This window comes from Corynebacterium striatum ATCC 6940, from assembly GCF_000159135.1.
Classification (GTDB): domain Bacteria; phylum Actinomycetota; class Actinomycetes; order Mycobacteriales; family Mycobacteriaceae; genus Corynebacterium; species Corynebacterium striatum.
Genome location: NZ_GG667520.1, coordinates 187,424 through 203,480, shown reverse-complemented (window position 1 = coordinate 203,480; position 16,057 = coordinate 187,424). Strand labels below are relative to the sequence as shown.

Here is a 16,057-nt window from a genome sequence, read left to right as displayed (position 1 = left end):
CAATCTCCCACCTGCGACAATGCCACACTTCGCCACACCTAAGATTGCACACATATCATCAAAGATTGAAGCTTCAAATCGTTGAAAAAATGTATTTTGTGAACTTCGACACACAGTGACTAAACGAACTCACACAAGGCGCTAGAACAACAACTTTCACTCTAAACTCGCCCCGAAAACGGCCAAGATCAGCATCCTAAATAGCAGACTTAAATGAGAATCCACGAGCCGTAATCAACGTCAGGTCGGTGTCAGAGAACGCCACACCGCTCGGTTTGACAGTTAGCAACGCCGCTATAGCCGCCTTAGGACGCTGTACCCCGCGCTAACCAAGACACAGTCCCGGAATCACGTGACAAGCCCTTGAAGCCGATTCTAAAAGTCGACTCGTGTCAATATCCGCCACAAGGGCAATCTGCGGCGGGCACACTCCCCTGCTTACTCCGAGTCTTCCTTTAGTTCCTTATATGTAAGCAAACAGCGTACAGTAGCAAAAGCAAAGCACGCCCACACGATGGCAACCTCGTAAGAACTTAAAACCCTTCCTATATAGGACTAAATCTGCACACTGGATTCAGCACCCCTGCCAGCGATGCATAGAGGCATAACTAGGCAAGAACTGCCGGCGCTTTTCAAAGGCTTCTCTTATCTATCCTCGAAGGGAATTTCCCGACAATTCCTGATTCTCACCACCTGATCGATCCCACAACTTGTCTAGAAGGCTCCTCACTCCAGCAGACAGCGCTTAGGGCGCGCCTAAAGCCATCGTGGCGCCAGAATGCTCCAACGGAGATAACAGATATTGCACCCCGGTGCCAGCTCCCCTTAACGCCCGCCCCTACACGCCTTGATAGCCGACCAGGGAACCAATCTAGGAAACAACCGCTAGGTCTTCCAACAGGATCGCGAAACCCCCATCTCTACTTCCTATAAAGGAGGAGACGGGGGTTGTGAGCGAGTTTCGGGCGCTAACCCTTAAAGGAGGGCTTAGATGCGGCCGTTCTCTTCGTCATCGCGGCGGTTAGCCTCGTTTAGACGACGGTACATCTCTGCCTCTTCGGCATGGTTCTCTTCGTGAATCTCGTGTACGCGGTGCATGAGAGCGGCGTCGTCCGGAGCGAAGATGCCTTGGGTCTCGGCGTCAGCGAAGCCAAGCTGGTTGAGCTGCTTCGGGACTTGCGCGCCAGCGTACTCCAGCGGAACTGGGTGGCCGTGCTCGTCGACCGGGCCAAGCGGCTGGTGGACCTCGATGAAGGCACCATTCGGCAGCTGCTTGATAACACCGGTCTCGATGCCGTGCTCCAGGACCTCGCGGTCGGAACGCTGCAGACCAACGCAGATGCGGTACGTCATGAAGTAAGCGATTGGAGGCAAGACGATGAGGCCGATACGACCAACCCAGGTCATTGCGTTCAGCGAGATCTGGAAGAAGTGTGCGACGTGGTCGTTACCACCGGACAGGGTCACCAGCAGGAAGAAGGTGATTGCCATTGCGCCGATAGCGGAGCGAACCGGAACGTCACGAGGACGCTGCAGCAGGTTGTGGTGAGCGTCGTCGCCAGTGAACTTCTTCTCAAGGAATGGGTAAGCGAACAGCAGGACGACCATCGCACCACAAAGCAGTGCAACCCAGAATGCGGAAGGAATGGTGTAGTTGCCGAGGTACAGCTCCCATGCCGGCATGACACGAGCAACACCGTCAGTCCACAGCATGTAGATATCCGGCTGGGAACCAGCGGAGACCTGAGACGGGTTGTACGGGCCAAGCAGCCAGATGGCGTTAATGGTCAGCAGACCAGACATCAGGGCCAGAACGCCAGCCACCATCATGCCCATGCCGATTGCCTTCGTAGCGAAGACCGGCATAATGCGGACACCAACAACGTTGTTCTCAGCGCGACCCGGTCCAGGGAACTGGGTGTGCTTCTGGAACCAAACCATGATGAGGTGAGCGGCAACCAGGCCCAGGATGATGCCCGGGATAACCAGAACGTGCAGGATGTAGAAACGGTCCAGCATGAGGTCGGACGGGAAGTCGCCGCCGAAGATTGCCCAGTGCAGCCAGGTGCCGATGATAGGCAGGCCCAGGATGATAGCGGACATGATTCGCAGACCAACGCCGGAGAGCAGATCGTCCGGGAGAGAGTAGCCGAGGAAGCCCTCGACCATGCCCAAGAGAATCAGTGCACAACCGATGATCCAGTTGGCCTCACGCGGGCGACGGAACGCACCGGTGAAGAAGATGCGGAGCATGTGAGCAACCATGGACATCATGAACATGAGTGCTGCCCAGTGGTGCATCTGGCGGACAAACAGACCACCGCGAACCTCGAAGGAGAGGTCAAGCGCCGTTGCATATGCGCGAGACATCTCGACGCCGTTCAGCGGGGTGTACGCACCGTCGTAGATGACCTTCGTGATGGAAGGATCGAAGAACAGTGCCAGGTAGATACCGGTCAACAGCAGGATGATGAAGCTGTATAGAGCCATCTCACCGAGCATGAAGGACCAGTGGGTCGGAAAGACCTTGTTCAGCTGGGTTCGCAGAACTCCGGCGGCGGAGTAGCGCGAATCCATGTTGTTGCCCATCTTGGCAAGTTTGTTACTCATTATGACTTACGCTCCCAGAATGCAGGTCCGACAGGCTCAATGAAGTTACCTTTGGCAACGAGGTAGCCCTCTTCGTCCACGCCGATCGGCAGCTGTGGCAGTGCACGAGCAGCAGGTCCGAAGACCGGCTTACCGTAGTGCAAAGCGTCGAACTGCGACTGGTGGCACGGGCAGAGAATGCGGTTGGTCTGAGCCTCGTACAGAGAGGTCGGGCAACCAATGTGGGTACAGATCTTGGAGTAGGCGTAGTAATCGCCGTAGTGGAAGTCTTCCTGACCAGCACGCTCAATAGCCTTCTGCGCATCGGAGTGACGCAGGCGGATGAGCATCACGGCGTTACGGTTGCCGTGAATGGAGTGCATGTGGTTCTCGTAGACGTCCTTATCCTCAGACCACAGGTCACCATCGTTGACGTCTTCCGCAGCGAGCGGGAAAACAGTCTCCATGCCGCCGGCAGCGAGGTCCTCAGGACGTACGCGAACGAGGCGAGCAAGGCCACGAGTGGTGTAGTGAGTACCGGACTCGCCCTCGTGCTTTTCAGCAATAGTGGAGGTATCACGTGCCAGGTAGAGCTTGACGCCCTTCTCGTGCATCGTCCAACCGGAGGTCCACAGGGTACCGTCACCTGCGTAGTTCAGGTCGTGGCGCTTCTTCCACGGGTTGTTAACCGCGCCGCCAAGCGGAGCAATAACAGTCAAACCGAACAGAACGCCGGCACCGCCAAGCAGACCCTTGATGGTGCTGCGGCGACCCAGAGTGGAGGTCTTCCACGAGTCGTTGAGCAGTGCAGTAAGGGTACGGCGGTCAACTTCCTCGGAAGGACCGTCGTGACGACGCTGCACGGAAATCTCTTCCGGCAGAATCTTCTTGACGTACTGCACGATTGCGAAGCCCAAGGCCATGATGGCCAGGCCAGAGGTAGCACCCAGCAATGGGGTGTACAGGGTGTGACCCCAGAGGCCGTCTTCACCCAGCATCTTGTACTGCCACGGCCAGAACAGGTATACGCCCAAGAAGGCAAGGCCTGCGATGACCGAAATCAGCAACCAGATGGTTACGTTGGTGGCGGCACGCTTTTCAGCTGGGTCGCCTTCGACCGGGAAGCGCTCCTTACGGAATGCAACGGTTACGTCGTCGAGCTCGGTGCCGAGGGCAGCCAGCTCGTCATTGCTCATCTTGTCGAGCTCAGCGTCGGTGTAGTTCTTCTTTACATTGCTCATGAGCGCGATCCAATCCACATAGCGGCAACGCACAGAGCGCTGATGCCGATGATCCACATTGCAAGACCCTCAGCAACTGGTCCGAGACCACCGAGGTCCCAACCAGCCGGAGACGGGGTTTCCTTTGCAGACTTGAGGTAGGCGATGATGTCCTTCTTCTCGTCTGCGGTCAGCTGGCGGTCGGAGAACTTAGGCATGTTCTGCGGACCGGTCAGCATTGCCTGGTAGATCTCCTGCTCGTTGGCCGGAGCCAGCGGCGGAGCGTACTTACCGGAGGACAGCGCGCCGCCCTGGCCGGTGAAGTTGTGGCAGGATGCACAGTTCATGCGGAACAGCTCGGAGCCCTTAGCTACGTCCTCGGCCTGAATCTGGCCGTTGTAGTTAGCGCCACGGAGAGATTCCTGCGCGACGGTGCCGTCTTCGTTGTAGACGATGTCTGCGCCGCCGCCGTTCGCAGCGACGTATGCAGCCAGTGCCAGAGTCTGCTGCTCGGTATAGCGCGGGGTCTTGCGCTCTGCTTGTGCGTCGTTAGACATCATCGGCATACGACCAGAATGAACCTGGAAGTACACGGATCCGGCGCCGACACCTACGAGGGAAGGACCGCGGCCCTCAATACCCTGAAGGTTTGCACCGTGGCAAGTAATACAAGCGACATCGTAGATGTCCTTACCCTCTTGGATGAGAGCCTGGTCATCTTTTTGAGCCGTGGCGATCTGCGCATCCGGGGTCAAGGCAGAAGCCAGGACACCAGCGCCAGTCAGGCCGATGCTCAGTGCGAAGGCGCCGGCAAGAGTGCGCTTCGCCTTACGGCGACGGCGGGTCTTCTTAGCCGCGGCAGTGGTCTCTTCCACTGCGGCGGTCTGCTGGATGTTATCCATCATTTTCCTTTAGATAACTCGTACACGGAAATGGATGGCTGTAGGCCGAGAGCCTGCTCCCGGGCTCCTACGGCCTACTGGACTAGGTAGATGACTACGAACACGCCGATCCAGACAACGTCGACGAAGTGCCAGTAGTAAGACACTGCCATCGCTGCGGTTGCCTGTGCAGGCGTGAACTTGGACTTAGCGATACGCGCCAAAATGATCGCGAACGAAATAAGACCCGCGGTCACGTGTGCAGCGTGGAAGCCGGTCAGAATGTAGAAGACCGAACCAAAAACGCTGGACTGGATAGTCACACCGTGAATGATCAACTCTGTCCATTCAAATGCCATGATGCCCAAGAAGACAACACCCAACAGCAAAGTCACTGAGTACCAGAGTCGGAGCTTGTATACGTCACCTCTTTCTGCTGCGAAAACGCCGAACTGAGAGGTCACGGAAGACGTAATCAGCACTGCCGTAATGAGAAAGCCCATCGGCACGTTGATATGAGCGGTATGCTCCGCCCAGTCGCCTTCCTGGCCGTTCGCGCGGGATGTGAACCACATCGCGAACAGTCCGGCAAAGAACATCAATTCCTGAGACAGGAACACGATGGTGCCCACGCTGACCATGTTGGGTCGGTTCAGCGCGGCAACACGTGGTGCTGCCATACCTTGGTTTGAAACTACGCTCGTCACGCTTAACAGTATGGCCGGTCAGAACCCTGAAGTCACTTCTATTCCCCCCGATTTTCCCAACCGCCTCCCACCCCCTTTGCAGCCCACTGCCAGAATGTTCCCAATCTGGAAAAAATACGGTTTAGCGGGAACTTTTGAGCGCGCTTTACGACGCCTCATCCCTGCAGGTAAACAAGCTTTTGAACGACCCATACCTAACCAGGTCAAATTTACGCCCCAAAAGTTGAGACCTTCACCCACCCTTTGCAACCAGTTTGAAGAGGAAGTTCAATGATATAAATCACAAAGGTGCTTCAGGTTAAAATCGCAGGTTTCCAACTTTCGGTTGACCCCCGTAAAAAATAGCCCTCACGTGCTATTACTTCCCCAAAAGCGCTACGTATACCCATTAGTTTCACGGCCCGCTCTCCCCCACTGGCGAGCATCTTCGAAAATTTTTGGGACCTTCGGGAACTTTTTTGGCGTCTAGCCGACGCAAGATCGCCAAAGTCCCCCACCGCTTATGCGATGGGGGACGCGAGAAGTTTCAGGCGGGCGTCGTGAAGCTTGTTCCGACGCTCACGAAAAGCTTAGTGCTTTTCCTTCGGCAGACCGTACTGCAGGGACAGACCAGTAACGGAAGCTACCAGGCAGGCAGCGCCGAGCACAATCAACCAGAAGTACAGGAAGATGATGCCAAGACCCAGCAGGGCGATGGAGCCGGTCATAGCCAGCGGCCAGATGGAACCCGGGGAGAAGAAGCCGAGGATGCCAGCGCCGTCCTCAGCCTCTGCCTCTTCCCAGTCCTCAGGAGCGACGTCGACGCGGGAGTCGGTAAAGCTGAGGTATACGCCAAGCATGACACAGAGTAGGAAGGCAAGAACCAAACCTACGATGCCTGCCCACTCGGGGCCGTAGAGGTAGCCATCATCCTTAACGAAGTTAACGCCCAGGACGTAGATCACGAGGGATACGAATAGGTAGGTCGCAATCGAGTAGAAGACCTTAGATGTTGCACGCATTGTGAATTCAGTCCTTTTCTACTTATGCCTTCGGGGTGCCAACAAAGTTGTCACCGTCGCGGGTATCGCGCTGAGAGTTGAACGGAGAGGTGGTCACTGCATACGGTTCCTGGCCGATGTGCTCAAGAGCCTCAGCGTTGGTTGCCTCCGGGTTCTGCTCACGGAAGGTGAGGTACTTATTGAAGTCTTCGCGGCTAACGACGCGAATCTCGAAGTTCATCATGGCGTGGTAGGTACCGCACATCTCAGCACAACGGCCAACAAATGCGCCTTCCTCGGCGATTTCTTCAATCTGGAAACGACGCTCCTGAGCGTTTGCCTCAGGGTGTGCGTAGGCGTCTCGCTTGAAGAGGAATTCCGGAACCCAGAAGGAGTGGGAGACGTCACCGGAAGCGAGACGGAACTCAATCGGAGTCCCAGAAGGAAGAACCAGAACTGGAACCTCCTCGGTGGTACCGACGGTTTCAATCTTGTTGAAGTTCAGGTAGGAGAGATCACCCATGGACTTGCCGTGAATTGGGTTCGGGTTCTTTACGCCCTCAGGGTCAATAGCAGACTCTTCCGCCAGCTTCTTACGCTCGACGTCTTCGCCGTTGTAGTTCTGGCCATCAACCTTGTTCTCGGCGTAACCGAACTTCCAGTTCCACTGGTAAGCGGTGACATCGACGGTAACCTCTGGGTTCTTATCCAGGGCAGTAACCTTCTGCTGCGCCTGAACAGTGAAGAAGAACAGGCCCATGATGATGAGGATCGGAACGATGGTCAGCACCATCTCCAGCGGCACGTTGTACTGCAGCTGCTTCGGGAACTCACCCTTTCCGTCCTTCTCAGCCTTCTTCGCGTTCCAGTTGAAGATGGCAATGAGGAACAAGCCCCACATGATAAAACCGATAATCCATGCTGCAACCCAGACCCAAATCCAGAAGTTGTACATGGACTCTGCCTCAGGGGTAATACCCTTTGGCCAACCAAAGCCCAAGAGGTTCTCAACGGCGGTTGGAGCTTTCACGTCACAACCGGCCAATGCAAAGCCACCAAGAGCGATTGCGCCAGCTAGGCCCGCCTTGCGAGCAAAGTTGCGCTGCTTACGCTGTCCCACGTGTGTTCTGCCTTTCTGTCCACACAAACTTCTCGAATACTCACAGAGCATTCCTATCCAATCAGGATAGTGGATGGAGCCTGCGTTTCTTACCTTTTCGGAGTCCACAAACTCTTGCTTTTAAGCTCTGCAAGCAAAGAACGCTGTGAATGTTACCGGCCCACCTGCATAAGGGCCCAACCAAGCCCCCTATAGACCCCCTTCATCTATGACCCAATTCACAAAGCGCCGGTGTCTGCATCATCCGAAAGTTCGCACCCTAAAGGGTAAGCTCACGCCACCTCTGCCCTTTCAGCTTTATGAAGCCTGAGATGAAGCTGCCAACTCGGCGCGCGTTCCTGCTTTTGCCCCTTCGCGCCGTAAAGTGGTCGGAAGAAAAATACCCTTCATTAATAAGGAGCAACCACACTATGTGCGGACTTTGCGGACTATTGACCGCTAACCACAATGCGGCCGAGTACGTAGACGCCCTTGAACAGTCCCTTCAGTGCATGCGCCACCGTGGCCCAGATGCCGCCGGCACCTGGCATGACGAAGATGCGGCCTTCGGTTTCAACCGTCTTTCCATCATCGACCTTGAGCACTCCCACCAGCCACTTCGCTGGGGACCAGAAAATAACCCAGAGCGCTACGCCCTCACCTTTAACGGCGAAATTTACAACTACATCGAGCTGCGTGAAGAACTTAGCGCTGCTGGCCTGAAGTTCAACACCGAGGGCGATGGTGAGCCGATCGTCGTGGGCTACCACCACTGGGGTGAAGACGTGGTCAACCACCTGCGTGGCATGTTCGGCTTCGTCATTTGGGATACCGAAACCAAGACGATGTTCGCAGCCCGCGATCAATTCGGCATCAAGCCGCTCTATTACGCAACCACGGATGCAGGCACCATCTTCGCTTCCGAAATGAAGTGCATCCTTGAAATGGCGGAGCCGCTCGGTCTAGACCTGAGCCTAGACAAGCGCGCTATCGAGCACTACATCGATCTGCAGTACGTGCCGGAGCCAGAGTCCCTACACGCCAACATTCGTCGCGTTGAGTCCGGTTCCACCGTCACGTTAAAGCCGGGCCAGAAGGTGGTCAACGACCGTTACTTCAAGCCACGCTTCCCAGTACAGAAGGTTGCCCAGGGTCAGGAGCAGCAGCTCTTCGACAAGATCGCCAAAGCTCTCGAGGACTCCGTCGAGAAGCACATGCGCGCAGACGTGACCGTAGGCTCCTTCCTTTCTGGCGGCATTGATTCCACCGCCATCGCAACACTGGCCAAGCGCCACAACCCTGACTTGCTCACCTTCACCACCGGATTTGAGCGCGAGGGCTACTCCGAGGTGGACGTTGCCGCCGAGTCCGCTGCGGCAATTGGCGTGGAGCACATTGTCAAGATTGTCTCCCCCGAGGAATACGCCACCGCGATCCCGAAGATCATGTGGTACCTCGACAATCCAGTCGCGGACCCTTCTTTGGTCCCGCTGTACTTCGTGGCGCAGGAAGCCCGCAAGCACGTCAAGGTGGTTCTTTCTGGCGAGGGCGCCGACGAGCTCTTCGGCGGTTACACCATTTATAAGGAGCCGCTTTCCCTGGCACCTTTCGAAAAGATCCCATCCCCACTGCGTCGCGGTCTAGGCCGGCTTTCCAAGGTACTTCCCGAGGGCATGAAGGGGAAGTCGCTGCTCAACCGTGGTTCTATGACCATGGAGGAGCGCTACTACGGCAACGCCCGCTCCTTCAACTTCGAGCAGATGCAGCGCGTCATCCCATGGGCCAAGGAAGAATGGGATCACCGCGAGGTGACCGCACCTATCTACGCGCAGTCCCGTGACTTCGATCCAGTAGCCCGCATGCAGCACCTGGATCTGTTCACGTGGATGCGTGGTGACATTCTGGTCAAGGCAGACAAGATGAACATGGCCAACTCCCTGGAGCTGCGTGTTCCGTTCCTAGACAAGGAAGTCTTCAAGGTCGCAGAAACCATTCCACACGATCTGAAGATCTCCCACGGCACCACCAAGTACGCGCTGCGCAAGGCCATGGAGCAGATCGTTCCACCGCACGTATTGCACCGCAAGAAGCTGGGCTTCCCGGTACCGATGCGCCACTGGCTGGCCGGCGACGAGCTCTACGGGTGGGCACAAGACCAGATCAACGAGTCGCAGACCGAGGACATCTTCAACAAGAAGGAAGTCCTGGAGATGCTCAAGGAGCACCGCGATGGCGTCTCCGATCACTCCCGCCGCCTGTGGACCGTCCTGTCCTTCATGATCTGGCACGGCATTTTCGTCGAAAACCGCATCGATCCACAGATCGAGCAGCGCGACTACCCCGTAAAGCTCTAAGCCAGAGCGTTTCGTCACTTTGACGTTTATTCGAAGGCTCTCCCCTATTACCTCCGGGTAAGGGGGAGAGCCTTTTGCATGGGCAACGTCATCAACCAAGAAGGCGGGAAACCAAGCAGAATAAGAAGTAAGAATAAAACGACAAAGCGGGCTTGGAAGGTACCTTGCCTCCAAGCCCGCTTTCGCTATAAAAGCGCTATTTAGTTGAAAGAGTCACCGCAAGCGCAGGAGCCGCCGGCGTTCGGGTTGTCGATGGTAAAGCCCTGGGACTCGATGGTGTCAGCGAAGTCGATCTTGGCACCGGTGAGGTAAGGGACGGACATCTTGTCCACCACGAGGTTGACGCCACCGACGGTGTCGACCTTATCACCGTCGAGTGTGCGGTCATCGAAGTAAAGCTGGTAGCGAAGGCCAGCGCAACCGCCTGGCTGCACAGCGATACGCAGGGCTAGATCGTCGCGGCCTTCCTGGTCAAGCAGAGCCTTTGCCTTGGCGGCTGCTGCCTCAGTCAGGATGACACCGGTAGCGGAAGCTGGAGCGGTCATGTCTTCTCCTCAAATAAGTACGGGTTTTTCTGGCCCCTACCCTACCCCGATCAGCGTGATCGGGAAAAGGTTGACCTCGGTTACATTCCTTGCAACGTCATGGGCGGCGGGCCTATTCCCATTATTGACTACCAACCTTGTAGTCTGATCACCGTGAAACTTCCGTGGCAAAAAGATGAAAACGCGTCCCAGGACGCCGCTGTCCCTGCATCGCAGGCGGATACTTCCGCCGCACAGCACGGGGCCGGCGAAGAGCACTCCGAAACCCACCGCAAGGGCTACACCCCGCCGAAGGGCCGCCCGACGCCAAAGCGTGATCAGCAAGAGATCGCCCGCGGCGTAAAGCGCGATCCAAACGCCATGTCCGATGCGCAGCGTTACCAGCGCCGCAAGGAGCTCAAAGCTTCCATGTCCAAGGAGGAGTGGAAGGCTTATAAGCGCAAGGAGCGTGAGGAATCCCGTGAGGCGAACCGTGTCGCACAGGAGCGCATGGCAAGTGGCGACGAGCGCTACCTCCTCCCCCGCGATAAGGGTGAAGTGCGCCGCTACGTACGTGACTGGGTTGACTCCCGCAAGTTCATCAACGAGTGGGTAATGCCAGCAGCTATCGTCCTGCTAGTTGTTATGTTGCTGGGCAACTACAACCCGAACTTTGCCAACTGGGTCTCCATCATCTCTATGGTCTTCATCGCAATCTTCGCTATCGAAGGCATTTGGCTGGCACGCAAGTGCAACAACTCGGTGCGTTTGAAGTTCCCTGGCACAACCGAGGCAGGTTTCGGACTGGGCTTCTATGCTTATTCTCGTGCAACCCAGCCGCGTAAGTGGCGCACCCCGAAGCCACGCGTTGAGCGCGGCGCTACGGTCTAACCGTCTTCTTCCCAAGGCTTAGGAGTTGTGATGCCTGAAATCACTCCGGTTCCACGGCCGGATCAGCAGGCGCGTCTCGCAGTAGCAGACGCCTTAAGTACCTCTGTACGCGGCGATTCTTTTGGCACGCTCAATGACGTCGCAAGCTGGCTCGCCGCCTGCCAAGGCGTAGCACCTGCCGCGCCGCTACAGCGCACACGCGTCATCGTGTTTGCCGGCGCGCACGGCATCGCTACCCGCACCTTTGAGGGCGTTGGGCTCTCCGCATTCGCTCCAGAGTCGGATGCCGAACAGCTCACCGAGCTCGCAGAGGGCGCAGGCCCTGCACACACGATGGCACGCCGCACAGGCGCCAGCATCCACGTCGTGGAGTGCGCGCCTTCTGGCTCCATTGATGTGGAGCCCGCAATGAGCACTGAAAAGTTCGACGCCGCTTTCACGCTTGGGCAGACCACGGCCGATGCAGAGATTGATGCCGGCGCCGATCTCCTCATCCCCGCCGAGCTCGGCGTGGGTGGCACCTCCGTGGCGGCCGTTCTCATGGGCAACTTCACTGCCACCGAGCCGGTTGTCATCGTGGGTCCGGGTTCTGGAACCACCGACGCAATGTGGAAGACCAAAGTCACCGTCATCCGCGATGCAATGTTCCGCATCCGCAATCTCGATGGCATCGAAGTCATCAAGGCAGCCTCCTCACCGAGCTTTGCTGCCCTGGTGGGCTTTATGTGCCAGGCGGCAGCGCGCCGAACACCGATGCTTATCGACGGCCCCCTTACCGCCACCGCCGCCGTCTATGCCGAAAAGCTGGCGCCCGGAGTCAAGCACTGGCTTTATGCGGCAAGCGCGACCACGGAGCCTTCCCACATCAAGGCCCTTGAGCTGCTGAAGTTGCAGCCGTTGCTCGAGCTCAGGATGCGCGCCGGCCAAGGCCTTGCAGCGTTAAGTGCAGTGCCGCTTATCGACGCCGCGGTTGAGCTGGCAGGTGACGAGCTCGCGGCCCTCGCCGCTGCAGAAAGCAACGAATCACAAGCCCCTGCGGCTGAATACGAGGACTAACCCAGAGAAGCGTGTGGGAAAACATGCGGAAGGGAGGGCGTCGCCAAGCGCGGCGCCCTCCCTTATCTCATTTTGCTACTTAGTCAGCGTGTGCAGCCAGCCGTGAGTATCCTCTACGGAACCACGCTGGATGCCGGTCAGACGCTCGCGCAGCGCCAAGGTGGTCTTGCCCGCCTCGTTGTTGTTGACGACGAAGTCCACGTCATCCCCCAAGACGTGGCCCACCGGGGTGATAACTGCGGCGGTACCGCAAGCAAAGGCCTCGGTCATGGCGCCGGAAGCAACGTCATCGCGCCACTCCTGCGCGGTGATGCGACGCTCCTCAACCTTCAGGCCCATGTCCTGTGCAACCTCAAGCAGGGACTTGCGGGTAATGCCCGGCAGCAGGGAGCCCGACAGGGCTGGGGTGACCAGAGTCTGGTCACCTTCCTCGCCGTAGATAAAGGCCAGGTTCATGCCGCCCATCTCTTCGATGTATTTGCGGTCGATGGCATCGAGCCAGACAACCTGGTCGCAGCCCTTCTCCGCAGCCTGTGCCTGCGCAAGCAAGGAAGCTGCGTAGTTACCGGCGAACTTCGCCGCGCCGGTACCACCCGGTGCTGCGCGCACGTAGTCAGTGGACAGCCAGACCGAAACCGGCTTGATGCCACCCTCGAAGTAGGCGCCTGCTGGGGAAGCGATAACGATGTAGCGGTAAAAGTTAGCCGGGTGAACGCCCAGGGAGACCTCGGTGGAGATCATGAAAGGACGCAGGTAGAGGGCAGCCTCACCGCCAGCCTCAGGGGTCCAGTCCTTGTCTACCTCGACCAGCTGACGCAGGGACTCGACGAACTCGCTCTCCGGCAGAGCCGGCATAGCCATGCGCTCAGCAGAGTTGTTGAGACGCTGCGCGTTCTCCTCCGGGCGGAAGGTCGCGATAGAGCCATCCGGCTGACGGTAGGCCTTGATGCCCTCGAAGATCGCCTGGCCGTAGTGGAAAACGTTGGAGGCCGGGTCCATGCTGAACGGCTCGTACGGGCGCACCTGTGCGTCGTGCCAGCCCTGTTCTTCGTTCCAATCGATGGTCACCATGTGATCGGTGAAGTGCTTGCCGAAGCCTGGGTTCGCCAGAATCTCAGCTAGGCGTTCAGGAGAGGTGGGATTTTCAGTGCGGGTCACGGTGTAGTTCAACATGCTCACAGGCTACTCCTTTATCTATAGCCAGGCAGGAAAAGGGGCAGATTACCGACGCCAACACTAAGGGTATGGTGAGTGAGGTAAAACTATTCACCCCCGAATGCAAGGAGGAAACCGTGGCAAAATCCGCGTTTACCCTGCCAGCCCGTGGCACCTTCCCCACCGTTGAATTGGCCAAGAAAGCCCCTAAGAAGGTCGATGCCCTGCTTATCGCAACATTTACCGGCGAGGATGGGCTTGAGGTACCAGGCAGCGCCCTGCTGAGCCCGGATGCGCTGCGCGCTACTTACGACGCCCTGGCTGCAGTTGGCGCCACCGGTCGCGCGGGCGAGATTACCCGCATCCCTGCACCGAAGGACGCTGCGGCTTCCACCATCGTTGCTGTGGGCTTGGGTGACGCAGAGCTTCTCGACGCCGAGATTCTGCGCCGTAATGCGGGCGCTGCGGCACGCGCTCTTGCTGGCGCTGGTGCGGTAGCCACAACGCTGTCGGACTTTGGCATTAGCGCCGCTGTCGAGGGCCTTATCCTTGGCGGCTACTCCTACCGCGGCATCCGCTCCACCGAAGCCTCCGAGGCTGAGGCACCGGCTTCCTTCACCGTTATCGGTGGCAAGTCTACGGCTGAAGAGTTCGAGGCAGCTCGCATCACCGCGGAGGCGGTAAACCTCGCCCGCGACTTGGTGAACACTCCGGCAAACGTCCTGTACCCAGAGACCTACGCTGAGTTCATCACCGCTGAGGCTGAGGCAGCTGGTCTGGAGGTTGAGGTCCTCGATGAGAAGCAGCTGGAGAAGAAAGGCTTCGGCGGCATCATCTCCGTGGGCAAGGGCTCTCAGCGCCCACCTCGCTTGGTGCGCCTGACCTGGGCTCCGAAGAAGGCCAAAACCTCCGTGGCCTTGGTGGGCAAGGGCATCACCTTCGATACCGGCGGCATTTCCCTGAAGCCGGGCAACGGTATGTGGGACATGATCTCTGACATGGGTGGCTCCGCTGCGATGGCTGCTGCCATCATCGCGGCTGCGAAGTTGGAGATTCCAGTGAAGATCACCGCTACCCTGCCATTCGCGGAGAACATGCCGGGCTCCGGCGCTACTCGTCCGGGTGACGTCATTACCCACTACGGCGGAATCACCTCTGAGGTTCTCAACACCGACGCCGAGGGCCGTCTGGTGCTGGCAGACGCCATCGCTCGCGCGTCTGAGGACAACCCGGACTACCTCATTGAAACCGCTACCCTGACCGGCGCCCAGATCGTCGCCCTGGGCACCCGTACCGCTGGTGTCATGGGCTCTGAGATCTTCCGCGACCGCATCGCGGAAATCGGCCGTGAGGTCGGCGAGAACGCCTGGGCTATGCCGCTGCTGGAGGAGCACGACGAGGAAATCAAGTCCCAGGCTGCGGATATCCGCAACATCAACGCCAAGCGCGAAGGCGGCATGGAGTATGCAGGCACCTACCTGCAGAAGTTCGTCGGCGAAGGCATCGAGTGGGCACACATCGACGTCGCTGGCCCGTCTTGGAACAACGGCAGCCCTCGCGGCTACACCCCGAAGCGCGCCACCGGCGTGCCAGTGCGTACTGTCGTGGCAACGCTGCGCGAGATTGCTTCCAAGTAATCTGCTAGCTCAGTAACACACAGAAACGGCGACTAGCGCCCGGCAACCGTATTGGTTGCGGGAGCTACTCGCCGTTTGCCGTTCTATTTGTCAGCTTTATTTTTAAGCGCTAAGCGGAAGGATCGTTTGGGTTGTCCTTAGCTCTGCCATGTTCACGCTCAAAGCGCTCCCTGCGTTGGCGCTGTTCTTCTCGCTTGCGCAGAATACGTTCGCGCTCGATCCGCTCGCGCATGCGTTGGGGGTACCCCGTCTCCTCTACGTCATAGACGTCGCACTGCAAGAGCTTGGCTACGGCGTCAATTCCTTTGGGGCCGCCAATCCGGCGGCGGATAAAGTCACCGTGCTCGTCGACGACCACCACGGACATCTCATTGACCACGGTTTCCGGCTCCACGAATGCCTCGATATAGACGCGTCCGCGCGCCCACTCTTGCAGGGCTAGAGCATCTTCCTTCCGAATGGTCTCTCCTGGTGCCCGCGGGGGCCGCAGCTGTGATTGAGACCGGTTTCGTCGAAAGGGATTAAACATAGCCTACGAGTTTACTCAACTGTCTTGCTGTATGCCTGAGTCCCCCGCCCTCCCCCACTTATAGGCACGGCTACACCCACATGTGCGCGCTGACACTAGACACGCGGTAGGATTAATGACCAGCGTTAAACAATTCCGACTTTCGAGGAGTCTTATTACTTATGGCACACTCCGTTGTGATGCCCGAACTGGGCGAATCCGTAACCGAAGGCACGATTACCCAGTGGCTGAAGTCCGTGGGCGATACCGTCGCGGTCGACGAGCCTTTGCTCGAGGTCTCCACCGACAAGGTCGACACCGAAATTCCATCCCCTGTCGCGGGTACCATCCTCGAAATCAAGGCTGAGGAAGATGACACCGTCGACGTCGGTGCCGTGATTGCCATCATCGGTGACGAGGGCGAGTCTGCTTCCGATTCCTCCGACGATTCCGCTC

14 protein-coding genes are annotated in these 16,057 nt (G+C 57.9%); 5 read left to right on the top strand and 9 right to left on the bottom strand.

Annotated elements, in window-relative coordinates; all coding sequences use genetic code 11:
• Positions 1–987: 987 nt before the first annotated feature.
• From qcrB to ctaC, 6 genes are all read right to left on the bottom strand, one after another.
• Complete coding sequence (gene qcrB / locus HMPREF0308_RS03230; protein ID WP_005528662.1) at positions 988–2,610, bottom strand: cytochrome bc1 complex cytochrome b subunit; 1,623 nt, start codon at positions 2,608–2,610, stop codon at positions 988–990.
• Positions 2,610–3,830 carry a cytochrome bc1 complex Rieske iron-sulfur subunit gene (qcrA, locus tag HMPREF0308_RS03225; RefSeq protein ID WP_005528659.1) on the bottom strand — a complete coding sequence of 407 codons (1,221 nt, stop codon included), beginning with the start codon at positions 3,828–3,830 and terminating at the stop codon, positions 2,610–2,612. The genes qcrB and qcrA overlap by 1 nt, the downstream gene beginning before the upstream one ends.
• A complete protein-coding gene (qcrC, locus tag HMPREF0308_RS03220) occupies positions 3,827–4,714 on the bottom strand; it encodes a cytochrome bc1 complex diheme cytochrome c subunit (protein ID WP_005528657.1) in 888 nt (295 codons plus the stop codon). The genes qcrA and qcrC overlap by 4 nt, the downstream gene beginning before the upstream one ends.
• A gap of 71 nt (positions 4,715–4,785) precedes the next feature.
• Entirely contained in the window at positions 4,786–5,397 is a 612-nt protein-coding gene (ctaE, locus tag HMPREF0308_RS03215; protein ID WP_428829069.1) for an aa3-type cytochrome oxidase subunit III, read from the bottom strand.
• A 569-nt stretch (positions 5,398–5,966) separates the two neighbouring features.
• Positions 5,967–6,398: an aa3-type cytochrome oxidase subunit IV gene (ctaF, locus tag HMPREF0308_RS03210; RefSeq protein WP_005528653.1), complete on the bottom strand. Its 432-nt coding sequence runs from the start codon at positions 6,396–6,398 to the stop codon at positions 5,967–5,969.
• Positions 6,399–6,420: 22 nt separating this feature from the next.
• Positions 6,421–7,497 carry an aa3-type cytochrome oxidase subunit II gene (gene ctaC / locus HMPREF0308_RS03205; protein WP_005528651.1) on the bottom strand — a complete coding sequence of 359 codons (1,077 nt, stop codon included), beginning with the start codon at positions 7,495–7,497 and terminating at the stop codon, positions 6,421–6,423.
• A gap of 410 nt (positions 7,498–7,907) precedes the next feature.
• On the opposite strand from ctaC, the gene asnB reads away from it, so the two are divergent.
• Complete coding sequence (asnB, locus tag HMPREF0308_RS03200; protein WP_034656800.1) at positions 7,908–9,830, top strand: asparagine synthase (glutamine-hydrolyzing); 1,923 nt, start codon at positions 7,908–7,910, stop codon at positions 9,828–9,830.
• Positions 9,831–10,030: 200 nt separating this feature from the next.
• On the opposite strand, the gene HMPREF0308_RS03195 is transcribed toward asnB, so the two are convergent.
• Positions 10,031–10,375, bottom strand: coding sequence for a HesB/IscA family protein (locus HMPREF0308_RS03195; RefSeq protein ID WP_005528647.1), 345 nt, complete (start codon positions 10,373–10,375; stop codon positions 10,031–10,033).
• A gap of 153 nt (positions 10,376–10,528) precedes the next feature.
• Here HMPREF0308_RS03195 and HMPREF0308_RS03190 point away from each other — a divergent pair, with 153 nt between their 5' ends.
• Positions 10,529–11,245, top strand: coding sequence for a DUF3043 domain-containing protein (locus tag HMPREF0308_RS03190; RefSeq protein ID WP_034656949.1), 717 nt, complete (start codon positions 10,529–10,531; stop codon positions 11,243–11,245).
• A gap of 30 nt (positions 11,246–11,275) precedes the next feature.
• Positions 11,276–12,301, top strand: a complete 1,026-nt coding sequence (locus tag HMPREF0308_RS03185; RefSeq protein WP_005528645.1) for a nicotinate-nucleotide--dimethylbenzimidazole phosphoribosyltransferase — start codon at positions 11,276–11,278, stop codon at positions 12,299–12,301.
• A gap of 75 nt (positions 12,302–12,376) precedes the next feature.
• On the opposite strand, the gene HMPREF0308_RS03180 is transcribed toward HMPREF0308_RS03185, so the two are convergent.
• Positions 12,377–13,474: a branched-chain amino acid aminotransferase gene (locus HMPREF0308_RS03180; RefSeq protein WP_005528644.1), complete on the bottom strand. Its 1,098-nt coding sequence runs from the start codon at positions 13,472–13,474 to the stop codon at positions 12,377–12,379.
• Between the two features lie 71 nt (positions 13,475–13,545).
• Here HMPREF0308_RS03180 and HMPREF0308_RS03175 point away from each other — a divergent pair, with 71 nt between their 5' ends.
• Positions 13,546–15,093, top strand: a complete 1,548-nt coding sequence (locus tag HMPREF0308_RS03175; RefSeq protein WP_005528643.1) for a leucyl aminopeptidase — start codon at positions 13,546–13,548, stop codon at positions 15,091–15,093.
• 109 nt (positions 15,094–15,202) lie between these two features.
• Here the strand turns inward: HMPREF0308_RS03175 and HMPREF0308_RS13185 are convergent, their stop codons facing one another.
• Positions 15,203–15,622, bottom strand: coding sequence for an oxidoreductase (locus HMPREF0308_RS13185; RefSeq protein ID WP_080548596.1), 420 nt, complete (start codon positions 15,620–15,622; stop codon positions 15,203–15,205).
• Between the two features lie 161 nt (positions 15,623–15,783).
• Between HMPREF0308_RS13185 and HMPREF0308_RS03165 the strand changes: the two genes are divergently transcribed.
• Positions 15,784–16,057, top strand: a 274-nt coding sequence (locus tag HMPREF0308_RS03165) for a biotin/lipoyl-containing protein (RefSeq protein WP_005528641.1), incomplete at its 3' end; no start/stop codon positions are given.

Excerpts from the sequence above, each read along its gene's own strand:
- HMPREF0308_RS03175 (WP_005528643.1), top strand. The coding sequence starts at position 13,546 with ATGGTGAGTGAGGTAAAACTATTCACCCCCGAATGCAAGGAGGAAACC.
- HMPREF0308_RS03180 (WP_005528644.1), bottom strand. The coding sequence starts at position 13,474 with ATGTTGAACTACACCGTGACCCGCACTGAAAATCCCACCTCTCCTGAA.
- HMPREF0308_RS03185 (WP_005528645.1), top strand. The coding sequence starts at position 11,276 with ATGCCTGAAATCACTCCGGTTCCACGGCCGGATCAGCAGGCGCGTCTC.
- qcrB (WP_005528662.1), bottom strand. The coding sequence starts at position 2,610 with ATGAGTAACAAACTTGCCAAGATGGGCAACAACATGGATTCGCGCTAC.
- qcrA (WP_005528659.1), bottom strand. The coding sequence starts at position 3,830 with ATGAGCAATGTAAAGAAGAACTACACCGACGCTGAGCTCGACAAGATG.
- HMPREF0308_RS13185 (WP_080548596.1), bottom strand. The coding sequence starts at position 15,622 with ATGTTTAATCCCTTTCGACGAAACCGGTCTCAATCACAGCTGCGGCCC.
- HMPREF0308_RS03195 (WP_005528647.1), bottom strand. The coding sequence starts at position 10,375 with ATGACCGCTCCAGCTTCCGCTACCGGTGTCATCCTGACTGAGGCAGCA.
- asnB (WP_034656800.1), top strand. The coding sequence starts at position 7,908 with ATGTGCGGACTTTGCGGACTATTGACCGCTAACCACAATGCGGCCGAG.
- qcrC (WP_005528657.1), bottom strand. The coding sequence starts at position 4,714 with ATGATGGATAACATCCAGCAGACCGCCGCAGTGGAAGAGACCACTGCC.
- ctaF (WP_005528653.1), bottom strand. The coding sequence starts at position 6,398 with ATGCGTGCAACATCTAAGGTCTTCTACTCGATTGCGACCTACCTATTC.